This window comes from Fonticella tunisiensis, from assembly GCF_004364155.1.
Classification (GTDB): domain Bacteria; phylum Bacillota; class Clostridia; order Clostridiales; family Caloramatoraceae; genus Fonticella; species Fonticella tunisiensis.
In genome coordinates this window covers 25416-40434 of the sequence record NZ_SOAZ01000013.1, presented here as the reverse complement: position 1 = coordinate 40434, position 15019 = coordinate 25416, and the positions used below count along the sequence as shown (strand labels likewise).

At 36.7% G+C, this 15019-nt stretch carries 17 protein-coding genes; 13 read left to right on the top strand and 4 right to left on the bottom strand.

Going from position 1 to position 15019, the window contains the following annotated elements:
• Positions 1–6: 6 nt before the first annotated feature.
• The 5 genes from EDD71_RS08910 to larAH6 all read left to right on the top strand — a co-directional run bounded on the left by EDD71_RS08910 (position 7) and on the right by larAH6 (position 5968).
• Entirely contained in the window at positions 7–801 is a 795-nt protein-coding gene (locus EDD71_RS08910; protein WP_133628386.1) for a 5-deoxy-glucuronate isomerase, read from the top strand.
• Between the two features lie 20 nt (positions 802–821).
• On the top strand, positions 822–2684 hold the full coding sequence (gene iolD / locus EDD71_RS08905) for a 3D-(3,5/4)-trihydroxycyclohexane-1,2-dione acylhydrolase (decyclizing) (RefSeq protein ID WP_133628385.1): 1863 nt from the start codon (positions 822–824) through the stop codon (positions 2682–2684).
• 29 nt (positions 2685–2713) lie between these two features.
• Positions 2714–3610 (top strand): myo-inosose-2 dehydratase, encoded by an 897-nt coding sequence (gene iolE, locus EDD71_RS08900; RefSeq protein ID WP_133628384.1) that lies wholly within the window; start codon positions 2714–2716, stop codon positions 3608–3610.
• 15 nt (positions 3611–3625) lie between these two features.
• Positions 3626–4645, top strand: coding sequence for an inositol 2-dehydrogenase (gene iolG, locus EDD71_RS08895; RefSeq protein ID WP_133628383.1), 1020 nt, complete (start codon positions 3626–3628; stop codon positions 4643–4645).
• Between the two features lie 72 nt (positions 4646–4717).
• A complete protein-coding gene (gene larAH6 / locus EDD71_RS08890; RefSeq protein WP_133628382.1) occupies positions 4718–5968 on the top strand; it encodes a nickel-dependent malate racemase, LarAH6 family in 1251 nt (416 codons plus the stop codon).
• Positions 5969–6110: 142 nt separating this feature from the next.
• On the opposite strand, the gene EDD71_RS08885 is transcribed toward larAH6, so the two are convergent.
• Both EDD71_RS08885 and EDD71_RS08880 read right to left on the bottom strand, forming a co-directional pair.
• Positions 6111–7085, bottom strand: a complete 975-nt coding sequence (locus EDD71_RS08885) for a 2-hydroxyacid dehydrogenase (protein WP_133628381.1) — start codon at positions 7083–7085, stop codon at positions 6111–6113.
• A gap of 147 nt (positions 7086–7232) precedes the next feature.
• Positions 7233–7988 (bottom strand): DUF3298 and DUF4163 domain-containing protein, encoded by a 756-nt coding sequence (locus EDD71_RS08880; protein ID WP_133628380.1) that lies wholly within the window; start codon positions 7986–7988, stop codon positions 7233–7235.
• 241 nt (positions 7989–8229) lie between these two features.
• Here EDD71_RS08880 and EDD71_RS08875 point away from each other — a divergent pair, with 241 nt between their 5' ends.
• From EDD71_RS08875 to EDD71_RS08860, 4 genes are read left to right on the top strand one after another with little or no spacing between them, the layout of a single operon-like run.
• Positions 8230–8925 (top strand): DUF969 domain-containing protein, encoded by a 696-nt coding sequence (locus EDD71_RS08875; RefSeq protein WP_423244816.1) that lies wholly within the window; start codon positions 8230–8232, stop codon positions 8923–8925.
• Positions 8926–8947: 22 nt separating this feature from the next.
• On the top strand, positions 8948–9904 hold the full coding sequence (locus EDD71_RS08870; protein ID WP_133628378.1) for a DUF979 domain-containing protein: 957 nt from the start codon (positions 8948–8950) through the stop codon (positions 9902–9904).
• Between the two features lie 60 nt (positions 9905–9964).
• Complete coding sequence (gene pcp / locus EDD71_RS08865; protein ID WP_133628377.1) at positions 9965–10606, top strand: pyroglutamyl-peptidase I; 642 nt, start codon at positions 9965–9967, stop codon at positions 10604–10606.
• On the top strand, positions 10606–11043 hold the full coding sequence (locus EDD71_RS08860; RefSeq protein ID WP_133628376.1) for a gamma-glutamylcyclotransferase family protein: 438 nt from the start codon (positions 10606–10608) through the stop codon (positions 11041–11043). Before pcp ends, EDD71_RS08860 begins: the two co-directional genes overlap by 1 nt.
• Positions 11044–11148: 105 nt before the next feature.
• Here the strand turns inward: EDD71_RS08860 and EDD71_RS08855 are convergent, their stop codons facing one another.
• The gene (locus EDD71_RS08855; RefSeq protein ID WP_133628375.1) at positions 11149–11535 is read right to left on the bottom strand and encodes a hypothetical protein; all 387 of its coding nucleotides are present in this window, start codon (positions 11533–11535) and stop codon (positions 11149–11151) included.
• A gap of 173 nt (positions 11536–11708) precedes the next feature.
• On the opposite strand from EDD71_RS08855, the gene EDD71_RS08850 reads away from it, so the two are divergent.
• The 3 genes from EDD71_RS08850 to ric all read left to right on the top strand — a co-directional run bounded on the left by EDD71_RS08850 (position 11709) and on the right by ric (position 13546).
• Entirely contained in the window at positions 11709–12137 is a 429-nt protein-coding gene (locus EDD71_RS08850) for an EamA family transporter (protein ID WP_133628374.1), read from the top strand.
• Between the two features lie 224 nt (positions 12138–12361).
• Entirely contained in the window at positions 12362–12706 is a 345-nt protein-coding gene (locus EDD71_RS08845) for a single-stranded DNA-binding protein (RefSeq protein ID WP_133628373.1), read from the top strand.
• Between the two features lie 135 nt (positions 12707–12841).
• Positions 12842–13546 carry an iron-sulfur cluster repair di-iron protein gene (gene ric, locus EDD71_RS08840; RefSeq protein ID WP_133628372.1) on the top strand — a complete coding sequence of 235 codons (705 nt, stop codon included), beginning with the start codon at positions 12842–12844 and terminating at the stop codon, positions 13544–13546.
• A 446-nt stretch (positions 13547–13992) separates the two neighbouring features.
• Here the strand turns inward: ric and EDD71_RS08835 are convergent, their stop codons facing one another.
• Positions 13993–14637, bottom strand: a complete 645-nt coding sequence (locus tag EDD71_RS08835; RefSeq protein ID WP_166636418.1) for an SGNH/GDSL hydrolase family protein — start codon at positions 14635–14637, stop codon at positions 13993–13995.
• Positions 14638–14828: 191 nt separating this feature from the next.
• Here EDD71_RS08835 and EDD71_RS15545 point away from each other — a divergent pair, with 191 nt between their 5' ends.
• Positions 14829–15011 carry a DUF2249 domain-containing protein gene (locus EDD71_RS15545; protein ID WP_243116430.1) on the top strand — a complete coding sequence of 61 codons (183 nt, stop codon included), beginning with the start codon at positions 14829–14831 and terminating at the stop codon, positions 15009–15011.
• Positions 15012–15019: the final 8 nt, after the last annotated feature.

Genomic DNA, 15019 nt, shown 5'->3' with positions numbered 1-15019 from the left:
GAAGGGATGTATAGAATAAGACAGGGTAAGCCATTTGAATATGGTTACAATCCAATAACAACTATTGATGATAAAGAAAAGAATACAATGATGGACTTTGGAATATTAAGGATTGGAAAGGGACAGACAGAAGTCGACTCAGAGAAAAAGGAAAGAGCATTCTTGCTTGTTCAAGGTGAGATAACCTTTGAATGGGAAGGAAAAAGGGAAACCATTAAAAGAAATTCATGCTTTGATGAAGCCCCATGGGTGCTTCATGTACCCCAGGGAGTAGAAGTGAAAATTACAGGGGTTGGAGAAGATTCGGAAATTTGTGTAACAAAGACCATAAATGATACTGTGTTTGAGTCAAAGCTCTACACCGATAAGGAATGCGCAAGCGAAGAACGTGGAAAAGGAACCATGAAAGAAACTTCGACAAGAATTGTTAGGACAGTATTTGATTATTCAAATGCGAAGTATTCTAACCTGGTTTTAGGGGAAGTTATAGATTTCCCCGGAAAATGGTCAAGTTATCCTCCACATCATCATCCACAGCCTGAGATATACTTTTATAAGTTCTATCCCGAGAACGGATATGGATTCTGTCAGTTAGGTGAGGATGTTGTTCAGGTCAAAAATAATGATACAGTAAAAATAGTTGATGATCTTTCACACCCTCAAACAACGGCACCAGGATATGCTATGTATTATTTGTGGGTTATAAGACATATAGATGGAAATCCATATATAACCCCGATATTTGAACCGGAACATTTATGGGTAACAGATAAGGATGCAAAGATTTGGCCAGATAAATAAATTGTAGGGGGGATGAAAATATGAAAACCATAAGGCTAACAATGGCACAGGCCCTTGTAAAGTTCCTTGATAATCAGTATGTAGAATTTGACGGAAAGGAAAATAAATTTGTAAAAGGAATATTTGGAATATTTGGACATGGATGCGTTGTAGGGCTTGGACAGGCACTTGAGGAGCATAAGGGGGCTCTAGTCCTTTATCAGGGAAAAAACGAACAGGGTATGGCCCATGCTGCAATTGCATATGCAAAGCAAAAGAATAGAAGGAAAATTATAGCATGTACATCCTCAATAGGGCCTGGAGCTCTTAACATGGTTACAGCTGCAGGTACTGCAACAGTCAACAGAATACCTCTTCTATTATTCCCGGGTGATACATTTGCCTGCAGGCAGCCAGACCCGGTTCTTCAACAGGTTGAAAATCCTTCAAGCATATCAATAACTGCAAATGACGCTTTCAAACCTGTATCAAGGTACTGGGATAGAATTGAACGTCCAGAGCAGCTTATGAGCGCTATGATAAACGCTATGAGGGTGTTAACAGATCCCGCAGAAACTGGAACGGTTACCATATGCCTTCCACAGGACGTTCAGGCCGAGGCCTATGACTACCCTGTAGAGTTCTTTGAAAAGAGAGTACATCATATAGAAAGAAGACTGCCAACTAAAGGTGAAATAGAAAGGGCAGTTGAACTAATAAAGAATAAGAAGAAGCCAATGATTATATGTGGTGGTGGAGTTCGATATTCTGAAGCGGGTAATGAACTTAGGATCTTTGCTGAAAAGTTCAATATACCCTTTGGTGAAACCCAGGCAGGAAAGGGCGAAGTTGCATGGAACCACCCGTTAAACCTCGGTGGAATGGGCGTTACAGGAACCCTTGCTGCAAACAGGATCGCAAGGGAAGCTGACCTTATTATTGGTGTTGGAACAAGGTTTTCGGACTTTACTACAACATCAAAATGGGCGTTTCAGAACCCTGAGGCAGAATTTCTAACCATAAACGTTAATGGCTTTGATGCATCAAAGTTAAATGCAAAACTTATAGTTGCAGATGCCAAGGAAACTTTAAAAATGTTAGGAGAAGAACTTGAAAAAATAGGATATAAATCGGAGTACAGGGATGAAATAAAGAAAGTTAAGGAAGAATGGGTTAATGAGGTAGATAGGCTTTATTCAATAGAACTTGAAGAGGGATTATCACAGACAAGAGTTCTTGGAGAAATAAATAAAGCAATAGGTGAAGATTCAATAATAGTAGGTTCTTCAGGAAGCCTTCCAGGAGATCTTCAGAGGCTCTGGAGACCTGTAAAGCCTAAGACGTATCACATGGAATACGGATTTTCGTGCATGGGATATGAAGTTACAGGAGCCCTTGGTGTTAAGATGGCTGAACCTGACAAAGAGGTTTATGCAATGGTTGGGGATGGAAGCTACCTAATGCTTCATTCAGAACTTGTAACAAGTATTCAGGAAGGATATAAAATAAACGTATTGCTTTTTGATAATAGTGGATTCCAATGCATTAGAAACTTGCAGAACTCACAGGGGATTCCTACATTCGGAACAGAGTTCAGGTTCCGTGATAAAGAAACGGGAAGATTAACAGGAGAATACATGCCTATTGACTTTGCTGCAAATGCAAAGGCATATGGAGCAAAGGCTTATACAGTTAGAACTATTGAAGAGTTAAAGGATGCACTTGAAAAGGTTAAACATGATAATGTTTCAACCTTAATTGATATAAAGGTACTTCCAAAGACGATGACAGATGGGTATGAATCATGGTGGAGAGTTGGAGTTCCTGAAGTTGCTGAAAGAGAAACAGTACTTGAAGCCCATAAGAAGATGGAAGAGGAAATTAAAAAGGCAAGGAAGTTCTAATATAAACTGGAACAAAGGGGGAGATTAAAATGTTTAAAAAAGACGCTGTAAAGCTTGGCATTGCACCAATAGCTTGGACAAATGACGATATGCCAGAGCTTGGAGGGGAAAATACATTTGAGCAATGTATAAGTGAAATGGCCCTTGCAGGCTTTACAGGAAGTGAAGTTGGAAACAAGTATCCAAGGGATACAAAGGTTTTAAAGAAAGCTTTAGAGCTTCGAAATCTTCAGATTGCAAGTGCATGGTTCAGTGCATTTTTAACGACTAAACCCCTTGAAGAAACCGTTAATGAATTTATAAAGCACAGAGATTTTTTATATGAGATGGGGGCAAAGGTTATAGTTGTCTCAGAACAGGGGCACAGTATACAGGGTAAGATGGATCTTCCGATATTTGATGCAAAGCCTGTGTTTACTACGGAAGAATGGGAAAAACTAGCAAGAGGACTAGAGAAACTTGGAAGGCTTGCTTCAGAAAAGGAGATGAAAATAGTTTACCACCATCACATGGGAACAGGAGTACAAACAACAGAGGAAATCGACAGGCTTATGGAGATGACAGATCCAGATTTAGTATACCTATTATTTGATACAGGGCATTTAACCTTCTCAGGTGAAAATCCCGAAAAGATACTAAGAAAATATGTAAACAGAATAAAGCATGTACACTTAAAAGATGTAAGAAAGGATGTGTTTGAGAGGGTTAAGAAAGAAAAGATGAGCTTCCTCAACGCTGTCAAAGAGGGAGTGTTCACAGTACCTGGAGATGGTATGATCGATTTCGAGCCTTTATTTAAGATACTCGATGAAAATAACTATGAAGGTTGGTTTATTGTTGAGGCTGAGCAGGATCCAGCAAAGGCAAACCCCCTTGAATATGCAATTAAGGCTAGAAAATATATTAATGAAAAAACAGGACTATAATTGGAGGTGTTTGAAATGACAAGAAAAATAAAAGTTGGTATTATTGGAGCAGGAAGAATAGGAAAACTTCATGCTGAAAACATCGTTAACAACTTTAAGAATGTAGAAATAAAGGCTATTGCCGATGTATTTGCTGATAAAATTAAGGATTGGGCTAACAGTATTGGAATAGAAAATGTATATAGCAACCATAGAGAAATACTAAACGATCCTGAAATAGAAGCAGTTTTAATTTGCTCATCAACCAATACCCACGCACAGTTCACTATCGAGGCTGCAAATGCGGGAAAACACATCTTCTGTGAAAAGCCGATTGATTTCGATGTTAATAAAATCAAGGAAGCGCTATCTGCTGTAGAAAAGGCAGGGGTAAAATTTCAGATTGGGTTTAACAGACGTTTTGACCATAACTTTAAAAAGGTTCATGATCTAGTTAAGGAAGGAAAAGTTGGAGAACCACATATAATAAAGGTTACCTCAAGGGATCCGCAGGCACCTCCAATAGAATATGTTAAGGTCTCAGGCGGCATATTCCTTGATATGACTATACATGATTTTGATATGGTAAGATACTTATCTGGAAGCGAAGTGGAAGAGGTATTCACCCACGCAGCAGTACTTGTTGACCCTGCAATAGGTGAAGCAGGAGATGTTGATACAGCTATTATAAGCCTCAAGTTTAAAAACGGAGCCCTTGGAGTAATTGACAACAGTAGAAGGGCTGCATATGGCTATGATCAGAGGGTTGAGGTATTTGGTTCAAAGGGATCTGTAACAGTTTCAAACGATACTGATTCTTCAGCCGTTTTAAGCACTGAAGATGGAGTGATTAGTGAAAAGCCAAAATATTTTTTCCTTGAAAGATATAAGGATTCCTTTGTTGCAGAACTCAGGGATTTCTTCAACGCTATAGAAAATGATACAGAAACACCGGTAACTGGTATGGATGGATTAAAGCCTGTTCTTATTGGACTTGCTGCAAGGAAATCCTATGAAGAAGGAAGACCTGTTAGAGTTGAAGAAATAGAGGCATAAATTTTAATAATGGACAGGGGACATTATTATGTTCGCTGTCCATTTATCAATAGCAATCGTTGAGGTGATAGAATGGAATATAGTATTGGATTCGGAAAAACCAGGATGACTTTTAATATAGATAGTAAAAATTTTTTAGGCGAACTTTTACCCAATAAAGTAGAAATTGGGTTAACCGGTGTTGAAGAAGTTAAAAGAGCAATAGAAAATCCAATAAACTCAAAAAGGCTCAGGGATATAGTAAAGCCTGGGGAAAAGGTGGTAATTATAACAAGCGACATTACAAGACCCATGCCAAGCAAACTAGTCCTTCCAATTGTACTGGAGGAACTTTATTGGGCTGGAGTATCTGACAAGGATATTACGATTGTTTTTGCCCTTGGAAGTCACAGGTTCCACACTGAAGAGGAAAAAAAATATCTCGTTGGTGAGGAAATATACAATAAAATATCTTGTATAGATAGCGATTCAAAGGACTATATTCATCTTGGATATACCAAAAACGGAACTCCGGTAGATATATTCAGGCCTGTAGTGGAAGCAGACAGGCGCATTTGTCTTGGAAACATAGAATACCATTATTTTGCAGGATATAGCGGAGGAGCAAAGGCTATAATGCCGGGAGTTTCAACAAGGCAGGCAATACAGGCGAATCACAGCAGAATGGTTGAGGATGAAGCCAGAGCAGGAAATATTACAACAAATCCCGTTAGGATAGACATTGACGCAGTAGAAAATTTTGTTCCAATAGATTTCATAGTTAACGTAGTACTTAATGAAAAGAAGGAAATAATAAAGGCTGTTGCAGGACATTACATAGATGCACACAGGGAAGGGTGCAGGTTTTTAGATACCTTTTACAAGATAAATATTAAGGAAAAGGCTGATATAGTTATAGCTTCTGCAGGAGGATATCCTAAAGACTTAAACTTATATCAGGCTCAAAAAGCCCTTGATAATGCCAAGAACGCAGTAAGAAAAGGTGGAATAATTATACTTGTGGCATCCTGCAAGGAAGGCCTAGGGGAAAAGGTATTTGAAGAGTGGATACTTGAGGCAAAGGAGCCGGGGAAATTAATTGAAAGGATAAAGAAAAACTTCAGGCTTGGAGGACATAAAGCAGCAGCAATAGCTATGGTTCTTCAAAATGCAAAAATATACTTGGTTTCGGATTTAGAACATGACTTTGTTAAAAGTATTTTTATGGAACCTTTCTCTGATGTACAGTCTGCCTTAGATAGGGCTTATGAGGAACTTGGAAGTGATTCAAAGGTACTATTGATGCCTGTTGGAGGATCGGCACTACCAGTTTTAGAAAGATAATTTAAATTTCTAAATGTATTTAGGATATATAATTTATTTTGCCTAGTGCTGCAATAAAAAAGGCTACCTGAATTAAAGGTAGTCTTTGCACTTTAGAAACAAGTAAGTAATCAACTTAAAGGAAACGTTTATATTGATAAACCTATTTTCTAAGCTCCGGTACAAGATTTGGTGGTACTTCTCCAAGTACTCCTTTGACAAGATTTTTAGCAGCAAGCATGGCCATATCAAAACGAGTTTTTGCAGTAGCTGAACCTATATGGGGGAGAGTTACTACATTATTCATCTTTAAAAGGGGATTATCGGGGTCAATTGGTTCTTTGTCAAATACATCAAGCCCTGCACCCAGTATTTTTTTATTCTGAAGTGCATCTATTAAAGCCTCCTCATTTACTGTCTGACCTCTAGATGCATTAATAAATATGGCTGACTTTTTCATAAGATTGAATTCCTTATAATCGATAAGATGATATGTTTCCTTTGTAAGTGGAGTCATAAGCACTATAAAATCCGATTCTTTAAGAAGAGCCTCAAGGTCGCGATATTTAACTCCCATTTTTTCCTCAAAGGCAGTTTTTCTAGTCCTGTTATAGTATAGGACATTCATATCAAATCCTAACTTTGCGCGCTTTGCAATAGCTTCGCCGATTCGGCCCATGCCTATGATACCTATGGTAGCATGATGAACATCTACTCCAAAGAATATTTTATCATCCCCAGCTTCCCATTTACCCTCCTTTACAAAACGGTCAAGTTCTGAAATTCTTCTTGCTGATGCTAGTATTAATCCAAATACTAGATCTGCAACGGTCTCATCAAGTACATATGGAGTATGTGTTCCCATAACGTTGTGTTTTTTCATTGCAGCTATATCAAAATTATTATATCCAACAGAAATATTACTTACTATTTTAAGATTGGGAGCATTTGATAAGAGCTCTTCGTCTATTTTATGCCCTGTTAACAGGATCCCATCGCAGTCTGCTACTTCCTTTAAAAGAATTTCCCTGGGGATCTCTTTCTCATGTTCCCATTTTTTATAATCGCAGTGCCTGGCAATGTAATTTTCTACTTCAACAGGAATTGGTTTTGCAATAAACACTTTTGGCCTTTTCATTAGATATCCCCCTTTTGCCTTGTAGTATCAAGTTTCCACTCCTGACTGTAATGACTTGCAGTAAAAAAATATGAGTTTCAAATAAATCTATATTTTATATTCTATATGAAATTTTAAAACCCTTTTAAAACTTAAAATAAAATTGATTTAATGGTTAAACTCAGGTTTAACAGCTGTATTAAACATTGAAAAGGGTATTTTAAATTCCTTTATACCTGATGCATAGGGTGCAATGTCATAAAGGCCATAGTAGATTATAATATTTCCATCTTCTAAATAAAAGTTCTGGTCATCGGAAATCGATTTTATTTTGTTTAGAGCTTCAGGAAAATACTCATCGGGATTTTCCTTCATCTGCCTTATAATTTCATTTTTGATTATGGTTTTATAATCTGTTCCTTCCTTAAAAATATCCTTTAATTTAATTTCCTTTCCAGCTGTAAGGTTAATATTATACGGTCTTATGATAGTAAAGCCATGAGCACCTCCAGTATAGCTATAGTATGAAGCGGGAATGCTTAAGATGTTATTTTTATTAAAAGTGACCTTAAAATCAATAAAAACCTCATAAGTCATAAAAGGAAAACCCTTATTTTTTGAATAGTTATAGGCTTCAAATGCTTGTTTTTCTATTTCGCTTTTAAAGTATAGAACATCTTTTTTGAACTTTTCATTTAATCTATTCTGAATGGACTTGTCGTTTACTTCCTGTATCACAGGATATTTAATATTAACTTTAATATATTTATTTTCCACATTGATTTCCTCAGATGATACGAATACATCAAGTTTATTGATTTGTGTCCTAAGGTGAATATTATTTCCTATTGATGCTCTATCCTTAGCAATTATAAAGGCAAATACTGAAGCACATGTTATGGATATCAGCATAAATCTTTTCATTTATATCACTCCCATGGATTATAAAATAAAAACTCTCTTTATTAGTTTCTCACCATATGCAGTATAAACTCATAAACTATAAGGAACATTTACATAATGCATCCACACTGTACAATAAAATTCAGTTGTGGATAAAATTTATATATATGAAATTTTCAATAATAAAACTTGCAAAAATGAAAAATATATAATAAAATATGAAAATAAAAGCAACAGGAAAAATAAAGGAGGTTCGTAAATGATCAAATTAATCGGTATTGCAATCATAGTTGTAGGATTTATTCTAAAGCTCGATACAATAGCTGTAGTAGTTGGCGCGGGAATAATAACAGGATTTGTTTCGGGACTTTCATTTAATGAAATAATGGACATTCTGGGCAAAGCTTTTGTGAATAATAGGTTGATGTCAATATTTATAATATCTCTCCCGGTTATAGGAATACTTGAAAGGTATGGTCTCAGGGAAAGGGCTGCATACTTAATAGGTAAACTTAAATCAGCGACCTTTGGTAGGCTAACAGCGCTTTACCTCATAATAAGAACTCTGGCTGCAATGTTTAGCTTGAGAATTGGTGGACATGTTCAGTTTATAAGACCCCTGATACTCCCAATGGCTCAGGGAGCAGCAGAAGCAAGATATAGGGAGCTCGAGGAAAAGGATAAGGAAGCAATAAAGGGACTAACGGCAGCAGTTGAAAATTATGGAAACTTTTATGGGCAAAACTTTTTCGTTGCATCAGGTGGTGTACTTCTTGTTGTTGGAGTTTTAAAGGAACTAAAGTATAACGTTGATGCATTAAGCGTTGCAAAAGCCTCTCTTCCGGTGGCAATACTTGCAATGCTCGTAGGAACAATTCAATTTCTGTACTTTGACAAGAAATTTGATAGGAAGTATGGGAATAAAATAACTAGAAATCAAACAAGTTATAAGGCATGATAATAAAACTGGAGGTGAAAGTATGTTAAAGGATATATTAACCGAATACTTATATGTTTTATGCGGACTTGTAGCATTTTACGCAGCATTTAAAACTTTGAAGGATAAGCAGCATCCGTCAAGAATACCAACGGCTCTTTTCTGGACAATATTAGGTATAATCTTTGCCTTCAGTAGAGTCGGAATGCTTTGGGGAAACAAAAACATATTCATAAAGGATGTTTATGTAGGCTATATGGTTCTTATTATGGCTGTTCTTTCAGCTTTGAAGCTTGTTAAATTTAATAAGTTCAATGAATCAACTTTAGATTTTAAAAAGAAAGCGTCAGAAAGGATAGGAAATAAGATATTCATACCTGCACTGGCACTTGCAATTATTGCCTTTGTCGTAGCACAAATCTGGAATAAGCAGCTTGGAACACTTGTGCCTCTTGGAATAGCAACAGTTGCAGCGGGAATACTTGCGTTAATGTATACAGGCGGCAGTACTCTTGAGATGGCAGAGGATGGAAGAAGGCTTCTTGAAGTTGTGGGGCCTGTAAATATACTTCCACAGCTGCTTGCAGCCCTTGGATCAGTGTTTACTGCAGCAGGGGTTGGAAAGGTAATAGCAAGCGGAATAAGCAATGTAATACCTCAGGGAAATATTTTACTTGGAGTTATTGCATACTGTGTAGGTATGGCACTATTTACAATGATAATGGGAAATGCATTTGCAGCCTTTTCAGTTATAACTGCAGGAATAGGTGTTCCATTTGTACTATCACAGGGGGCTAATCCTGCTATAGCATCAATTCTTGCACTTACGGCAGGATACTGCGGAACGCTTTTAACACCTATGGCAGCAAACTTTAATATAGTACCAACCGCAATACTTGAAATGAAGGATAAGAAATATGGGGTTATAAAATATCAGGCACCTGTAGCGGTCGTAATGCTTATACTGCATATAGTCTTAATGTATTACTGGGCATTTTAAAAGGGTCCAAATGGCATCTTTGTATCCCTTAATAATTTTAAATATGAGGAGTGATTGAAAATGAAGATACTTGTTACAGGATTTGATCCATTTGGAGGGGAAAGCATAAACCCTGCTTTTGAGGTTATAAAAAAGCTAAGGGAGAAAATAGGGGATGCTGAAGTTATAAAGCTTCAAATACCAACTGTTTTTCATAAATCAATAAAAACAATTACGGATAAAATAGATGAAGTTAAACCTGATGTGGTTTTAATGATTGGACAGGCAGGAGGAAGGTTTGATATAACAGTTGAGAGGGTTGGAATAAACGTTGATGATGCGAGAATTGCCGATAATGAAGGAAATCAGCCTGTGGATGAACCAATTGATCCAGAGGGTCTACCAGCCCATTTTGCAACTATTCCTGTTAAGGCAATAGTTCAGGAAATTAGAGAAAGCGGTATTCCAGCCAGCGTTTCAAACACTGCTGGAACCTTCGTATGCAACCATGTTCTCTATGGAATATTAAACTATATTTATAAAAATAAATTGGATATTAGAGCAGGTTTTATTCATATTCCTTTCCTTCCAGAACAGGTTGTTACAAAGCCTAATACGCCTTCTATGGCCCTTGATACTATGGTGAATGCAATAGAGAAGGCGGTGGAGGTTATAGCCAGAACGGAAGATGATATAAAAAGGGCAGAGGGAACGATTTGCTGATGAAGGAAATAAAGCTTTTTACCTATGGGACTCTCATGAAGGATTTTCAAAACTATGATATTTATTTAAAAAAATATGTAAAAAGTATTGAAGAAGCCTATGTATATGGAACCCTGTATCATCTGAAGGATAAGGAGTGTCCGGCACTTGTTGAGGGTTTTGATAAGGTATACGGGGAGGTTATAACCCTGTTGGATGATGATAATTTCACTGTCTTAAAGCAGATTGATGAGCTGGAGAAACATTTTAATGGAAGCCCTGATAGAATTGCTTTTGTGAGGAAAGGCCTGGAGGTATATTTTAAAGATGGGAAAAAAGAGTTAATTTATGGATATATATTTGTGGATAGAGAGATTCTAAGTGAAGATAATGCAGTATATATAGAAGGTGGCAGTTGGAAAAGATATATGGAAAGGAAAAATAAAATATTAGCATGATTTTAGAAGGAGTACAGTTTTTCTGTACTCCTTCTAATTGACTTTTTAATTATTATCACGATTCTCACCCTCTTAACATTTTCCTTTTTAGACACAATAGAGACATCAAACTAAGCCTAATCGTATACCCGATTCTGCAGCTCTTTGTTGTGCTCCTATTGCAACGAGTACTATACCTATTACTCCTATACAGGCTCCGGCTGTTATGAATAGATTAGGTGTTAAAGGGCTCTTAAGGCTTCCAGATTGGAATTCTACTATCCTCTGTTTGAGCCTTGTAGATGCAATTAATGCCAAAATTAAAAGTCCTATAATGCGCACCTTGCTTGATAGGGAAGAAGTTTTTGAAGGATCTATAACATCTGAAGATATAGTTTTACCTTCAAGCCTAAGGAGTTCAACTATTTCAGATTGTTCAGATGAAACGATAAGAATTATATATCCTAAAATCAAAACTAATGCTGCAGCCTTTTGGGCTTTAAGCAAATCCAATTCCTGAAGCAATATACCACGTTCTCATTAATATATTATGTTTAAAACTTTATATGATATCTAGTTTGTAATCAAAATGTTAAAATATTGGTATGAATTTAAACTTGTATATTATTTCACAGAGTTGATAAGATAATTATTATGACAATTGTACACGGTAAAGGAGAACGTTTATGAACTTATATTATATTTCAATGGTTATGATAATACTATCGAATATTTTGTATCATTTATCTTCAAAATCTATTCCAGCAAAGGTAAATCCGATAGTACCTCTTATAGCAACATATTCTACAGCTTTATTTCTATCCCTTGCCATTTTATTTATATTTCCATCGGATGGAGGACGCTTCCAATCCTTTAAAGAGGTAAACTGGGCAAGCTACACCCTTGGCTTTTCTATTGTGGCACTGGAGATGGGATTTCTCCTTGCATATAGGTCTGGATGGAATGTAAGCCTTGCGGCCTTGATTGCACAGGTTGTAGTATCTCTTCTTCTAATTCCAATAGGTATATTTTTCTTTAAGGAACATCTTTCATTGAAGAATGTTGTTGGCATTGTGTTGAGCATAATAGGTATAATTTTCATATCACAAAAATAGACGAATAGAATTTTTTAAATGTTCATTCTATATATTATTTTATCTTCGCTTTTTTGGGGTAAAAGAAGATGGTTTAGATTAATGGCTCTGCTATTATAAGCCAGAATGGTGAAGGGGGAAGTTAAGAGTCATCACAACAAATTTATTTTTATAAATACGATATTGATGTTTATAAAACCTCCAATTGGATATAATTATTAAAAAAATCTTTGGAGGCTCTTGTTATGAATAAGGTTGTTTTAATAGGCAGACTTGTAAAGGATGCTGAAGTGAAAAATGTTGGAGACGACGGGAAAAGCGTTCTTAATTTTACAATGGCTGTGCAGAGGGACTATATAAACTCCAAAAGTGAAAGGGAGTCTGATTTTATACCAATCGTATATTGGCACAAATCAGCAGAGAAGCTCAAGCAGTATTTAACGAAGGGAAGAATGATAAGCGTTTCTGGAAGGATAAGGGTAAGGTCCTTTGAAGGGCGAGAAGGCGGGAAAAAATATGTAACTGAAATTTTAGCCGACGAGATAAAATTTCTTAGCAGCCGAAAGGATGGCGGGGCAGCAGAGCAATAATAATTTTACTGTAGATTAAGATGAGGGTAGCCATAAAGATGATGCCCTCATTTTTTATAATTTGATTGCAATCAAAGAGTTTATTTATTCAGGATTATATAATATATTCAAAAATAAGATTTTGGAGGGATTTTAATGAAATACTTTAGTAGTGTAGAAAAAATAGGAGATATAGTTGCAAGATTTCCAAAGGCAAGCGACGTTTTTAAAAGGTATAATATAGATTTTTGCTGTGGAGGAAACAGGCCGTTGATAGAAGCTATAAATGAGCAGAGGCTTAGCGAAGGAAAAATTCTTGGAGAGTTAAATAGTCTATACGAGGAATACATCAATAAGGAAGACAAGGATGTTGACTGGACAAAGGCATCCTGGAGCGAGCTCATTGACCACGTAGTAAATACTCATCATGCATATCTTAATTCGGAGCTTCCGAAGTTAAGCCAGTTGGTTACCAAAATTTTAAGGGCTCATGGAGTAAACCATGGCGAGGTTCTCACAAGGGTTCATAAACTTTTCCACAGCCTTAAGGCGGATCTTGAACAGCATCTTATAAAGGAAGAGGAGATGCTGTTCCCAATGATTAAGAAATATGAAGAGAGCGGAGAGATTGAACTTAAAGAAAGAATTATAAAAGTTATTGATGAAACAGAAGATGAACACGATGGGGCTGGAAATATAATTAAGGAGCTTAGGAGGATTACGGATGGATTTACTGTTCCCGCCGACGGTTGCACAACATTTAGGTTAACCTATGATAAGCTAAAGGAGCTTGAATCGGATCTTTTCCAGCATATTCATCTTGAAAACAATATACTTTTTCCGTCAGTAAGGGCAAAATAATGTAAATTAACGCGTTGTGCCAGTTTTATTTTCAAAAGACGTTGTGAGAAAAATATATTGTGCTCACAACTAATCTTGGACACAGAGGTTCTAAGGCTCTGGGCAGATGACAGGCCAAGTAGGCTTTTAAAACTTGCTTTGCTCAAACACCATTAGCTCTACTTGGTCTTCTTAGCTGCCCACTTGCCAGGAACTTCTTTGCCAAGCGCACTGGTGAATGAAATATATTTTTTATCGCAGCGTCGGTCTGTAGATATTATCTGCTTCTACTTCAATGGGATTTTCAGAGCAGCAGCGGAGTACTGATTTTATAAATGGCAGCAGTTGCTATTATAGGCTAATAAATGGAGGCAAGGAATATTCCGTCTTATCCATCCGGACAGGAGATTTAAACAAAGCCAGCGTTACAGAATATCCTTGCCGGAATGGTGAAGGGATATATACATTTATATTCCCATCGACATCCTGTGAAGCAGTGCAATCTGTCTGTGACCCTCGGCGTTTGGATGGGGATTATGCCTTCCGTCGTAGAAATGCGTCCAGTACTTTCCAAGGTTACCTTCAAAATGGGTATAAACATCTACAATTTCATAACTATAGCTGCTTATAAGAAAAGAATCTGAAATTATGCTATTTAACTCATCTATATATTTATCGAAAACTGCATATCTGATATCATCAGTTCTGCACGGGTTATATATGGTCATTATATAGATAGGTCCTGGATAGCATATATTGAATCTTATTTCCTTTAGAATTTCAGGCCAGTCCCGGGCAAACTGAATAATCCACTTCTGCACGGCATACTCATCCACAATTCTGTAAAAGTTCTTGGCACCTTTCAGGAGATTGTTTCCGCCTATACTGATGGTTATAAGGGAAGAATTGCTTATAGCATTTCTTATCTTTGAATTGATCCTCAGCTGATAAAGCATATATTTACTTGTAGCTGCAGGCCTGGAAAAGTTTTTAAATCTAGTATCAGGGTAGTAGAATTTTAAGATATCTCTGATATAGTAAGCGTATCCGTAGAATAATGGGGCTCCGAGTCCCCATGAAATTGAATCGCCAAGGGCAGTATAGACTAACAAAGGGTTCACCCCCTTTGGGCAGAAATATACTTTGTTAATATATAGTATTCTTTACTAACATAAAAGGACAAAAACATATGGGATAAAACCTGAATATGCGGGTTAACATAAAAATGATCGTTTATAGGGAGGGAATAGTTTTGGAAGTGTTCAATGCAAAAGTGGATGTTAGGGAGCATGAGTAGGAAGACGTGGTGGGAGCAATATATTCTACCTTTGATGTCTTAGAGCCAGGACAGCAAATGGAGCTTATAAACGATCATGATCCGGTACACCTTTATATAAAGCTTATGACGGATAGATCTGGACAGTTTGAATGGGGATATCTTTCAGAAGGGCCCGATGTGTGGAGAATTACAATAAGAAAAATATAGGGTGCAAA

What these genes read in the sequence shown, in the direction of transcription:
- EDD71_RS08910 (WP_133628386.1), top strand. Translation starts at nt 7, where the DNA reads ATGTATAGAATAAGACAGGGTAAGCCATTTGAATATGGTTACAATCCA.
- iolD (WP_133628385.1), top strand. Translation starts at nt 822, where the DNA reads ATGAAAACCATAAGGCTAACAATGGCACAGGCCCTTGTAAAGTTCCTT.
- iolE (WP_133628384.1), top strand. Translation starts at nt 2,714, where the DNA reads ATGTTTAAAAAAGACGCTGTAAAGCTTGGCATTGCACCAATAGCTTGG.
- iolG (WP_133628383.1), top strand. Translation starts at nt 3,626, where the DNA reads ATGACAAGAAAAATAAAAGTTGGTATTATTGGAGCAGGAAGAATAGGA.
- larAH6 (WP_133628382.1), top strand. Translation starts at nt 4,718, where the DNA reads ATGGAATATAGTATTGGATTCGGAAAAACCAGGATGACTTTTAATATA.
- EDD71_RS08885 (WP_133628381.1), bottom strand. Translation starts at nt 7,085, where the DNA reads ATGAAAAGGCCAAAAGTGTTTATTGCAAAACCAATTCCTGTTGAAGTA.
- EDD71_RS08880 (WP_133628380.1), bottom strand. Translation starts at nt 7,988, where the DNA reads ATGAAAAGATTTATGCTGATATCCATAACATGTGCTTCAGTATTTGCC.
- EDD71_RS08870 (WP_133628378.1), top strand. Translation starts at nt 8,948, where the DNA reads ATGTTAAAGGATATATTAACCGAATACTTATATGTTTTATGCGGACTT.
- pcp (WP_133628377.1), top strand. Translation starts at nt 9,965, where the DNA reads ATGAAGATACTTGTTACAGGATTTGATCCATTTGGAGGGGAAAGCATA.
- EDD71_RS08860 (WP_133628376.1), top strand. Translation starts at nt 10,606, where the DNA reads ATGAAGGAAATAAAGCTTTTTACCTATGGGACTCTCATGAAGGATTTT.
- EDD71_RS08850 (WP_133628374.1), top strand. Translation starts at nt 11,709, where the DNA reads ATGAACTTATATTATATTTCAATGGTTATGATAATACTATCGAATATT.
- EDD71_RS08845 (WP_133628373.1), top strand. Translation starts at nt 12,362, where the DNA reads ATGAATAAGGTTGTTTTAATAGGCAGACTTGTAAAGGATGCTGAAGTG.
- ric (WP_133628372.1), top strand. Translation starts at nt 12,842, where the DNA reads ATGAAATACTTTAGTAGTGTAGAAAAAATAGGAGATATAGTTGCAAGA.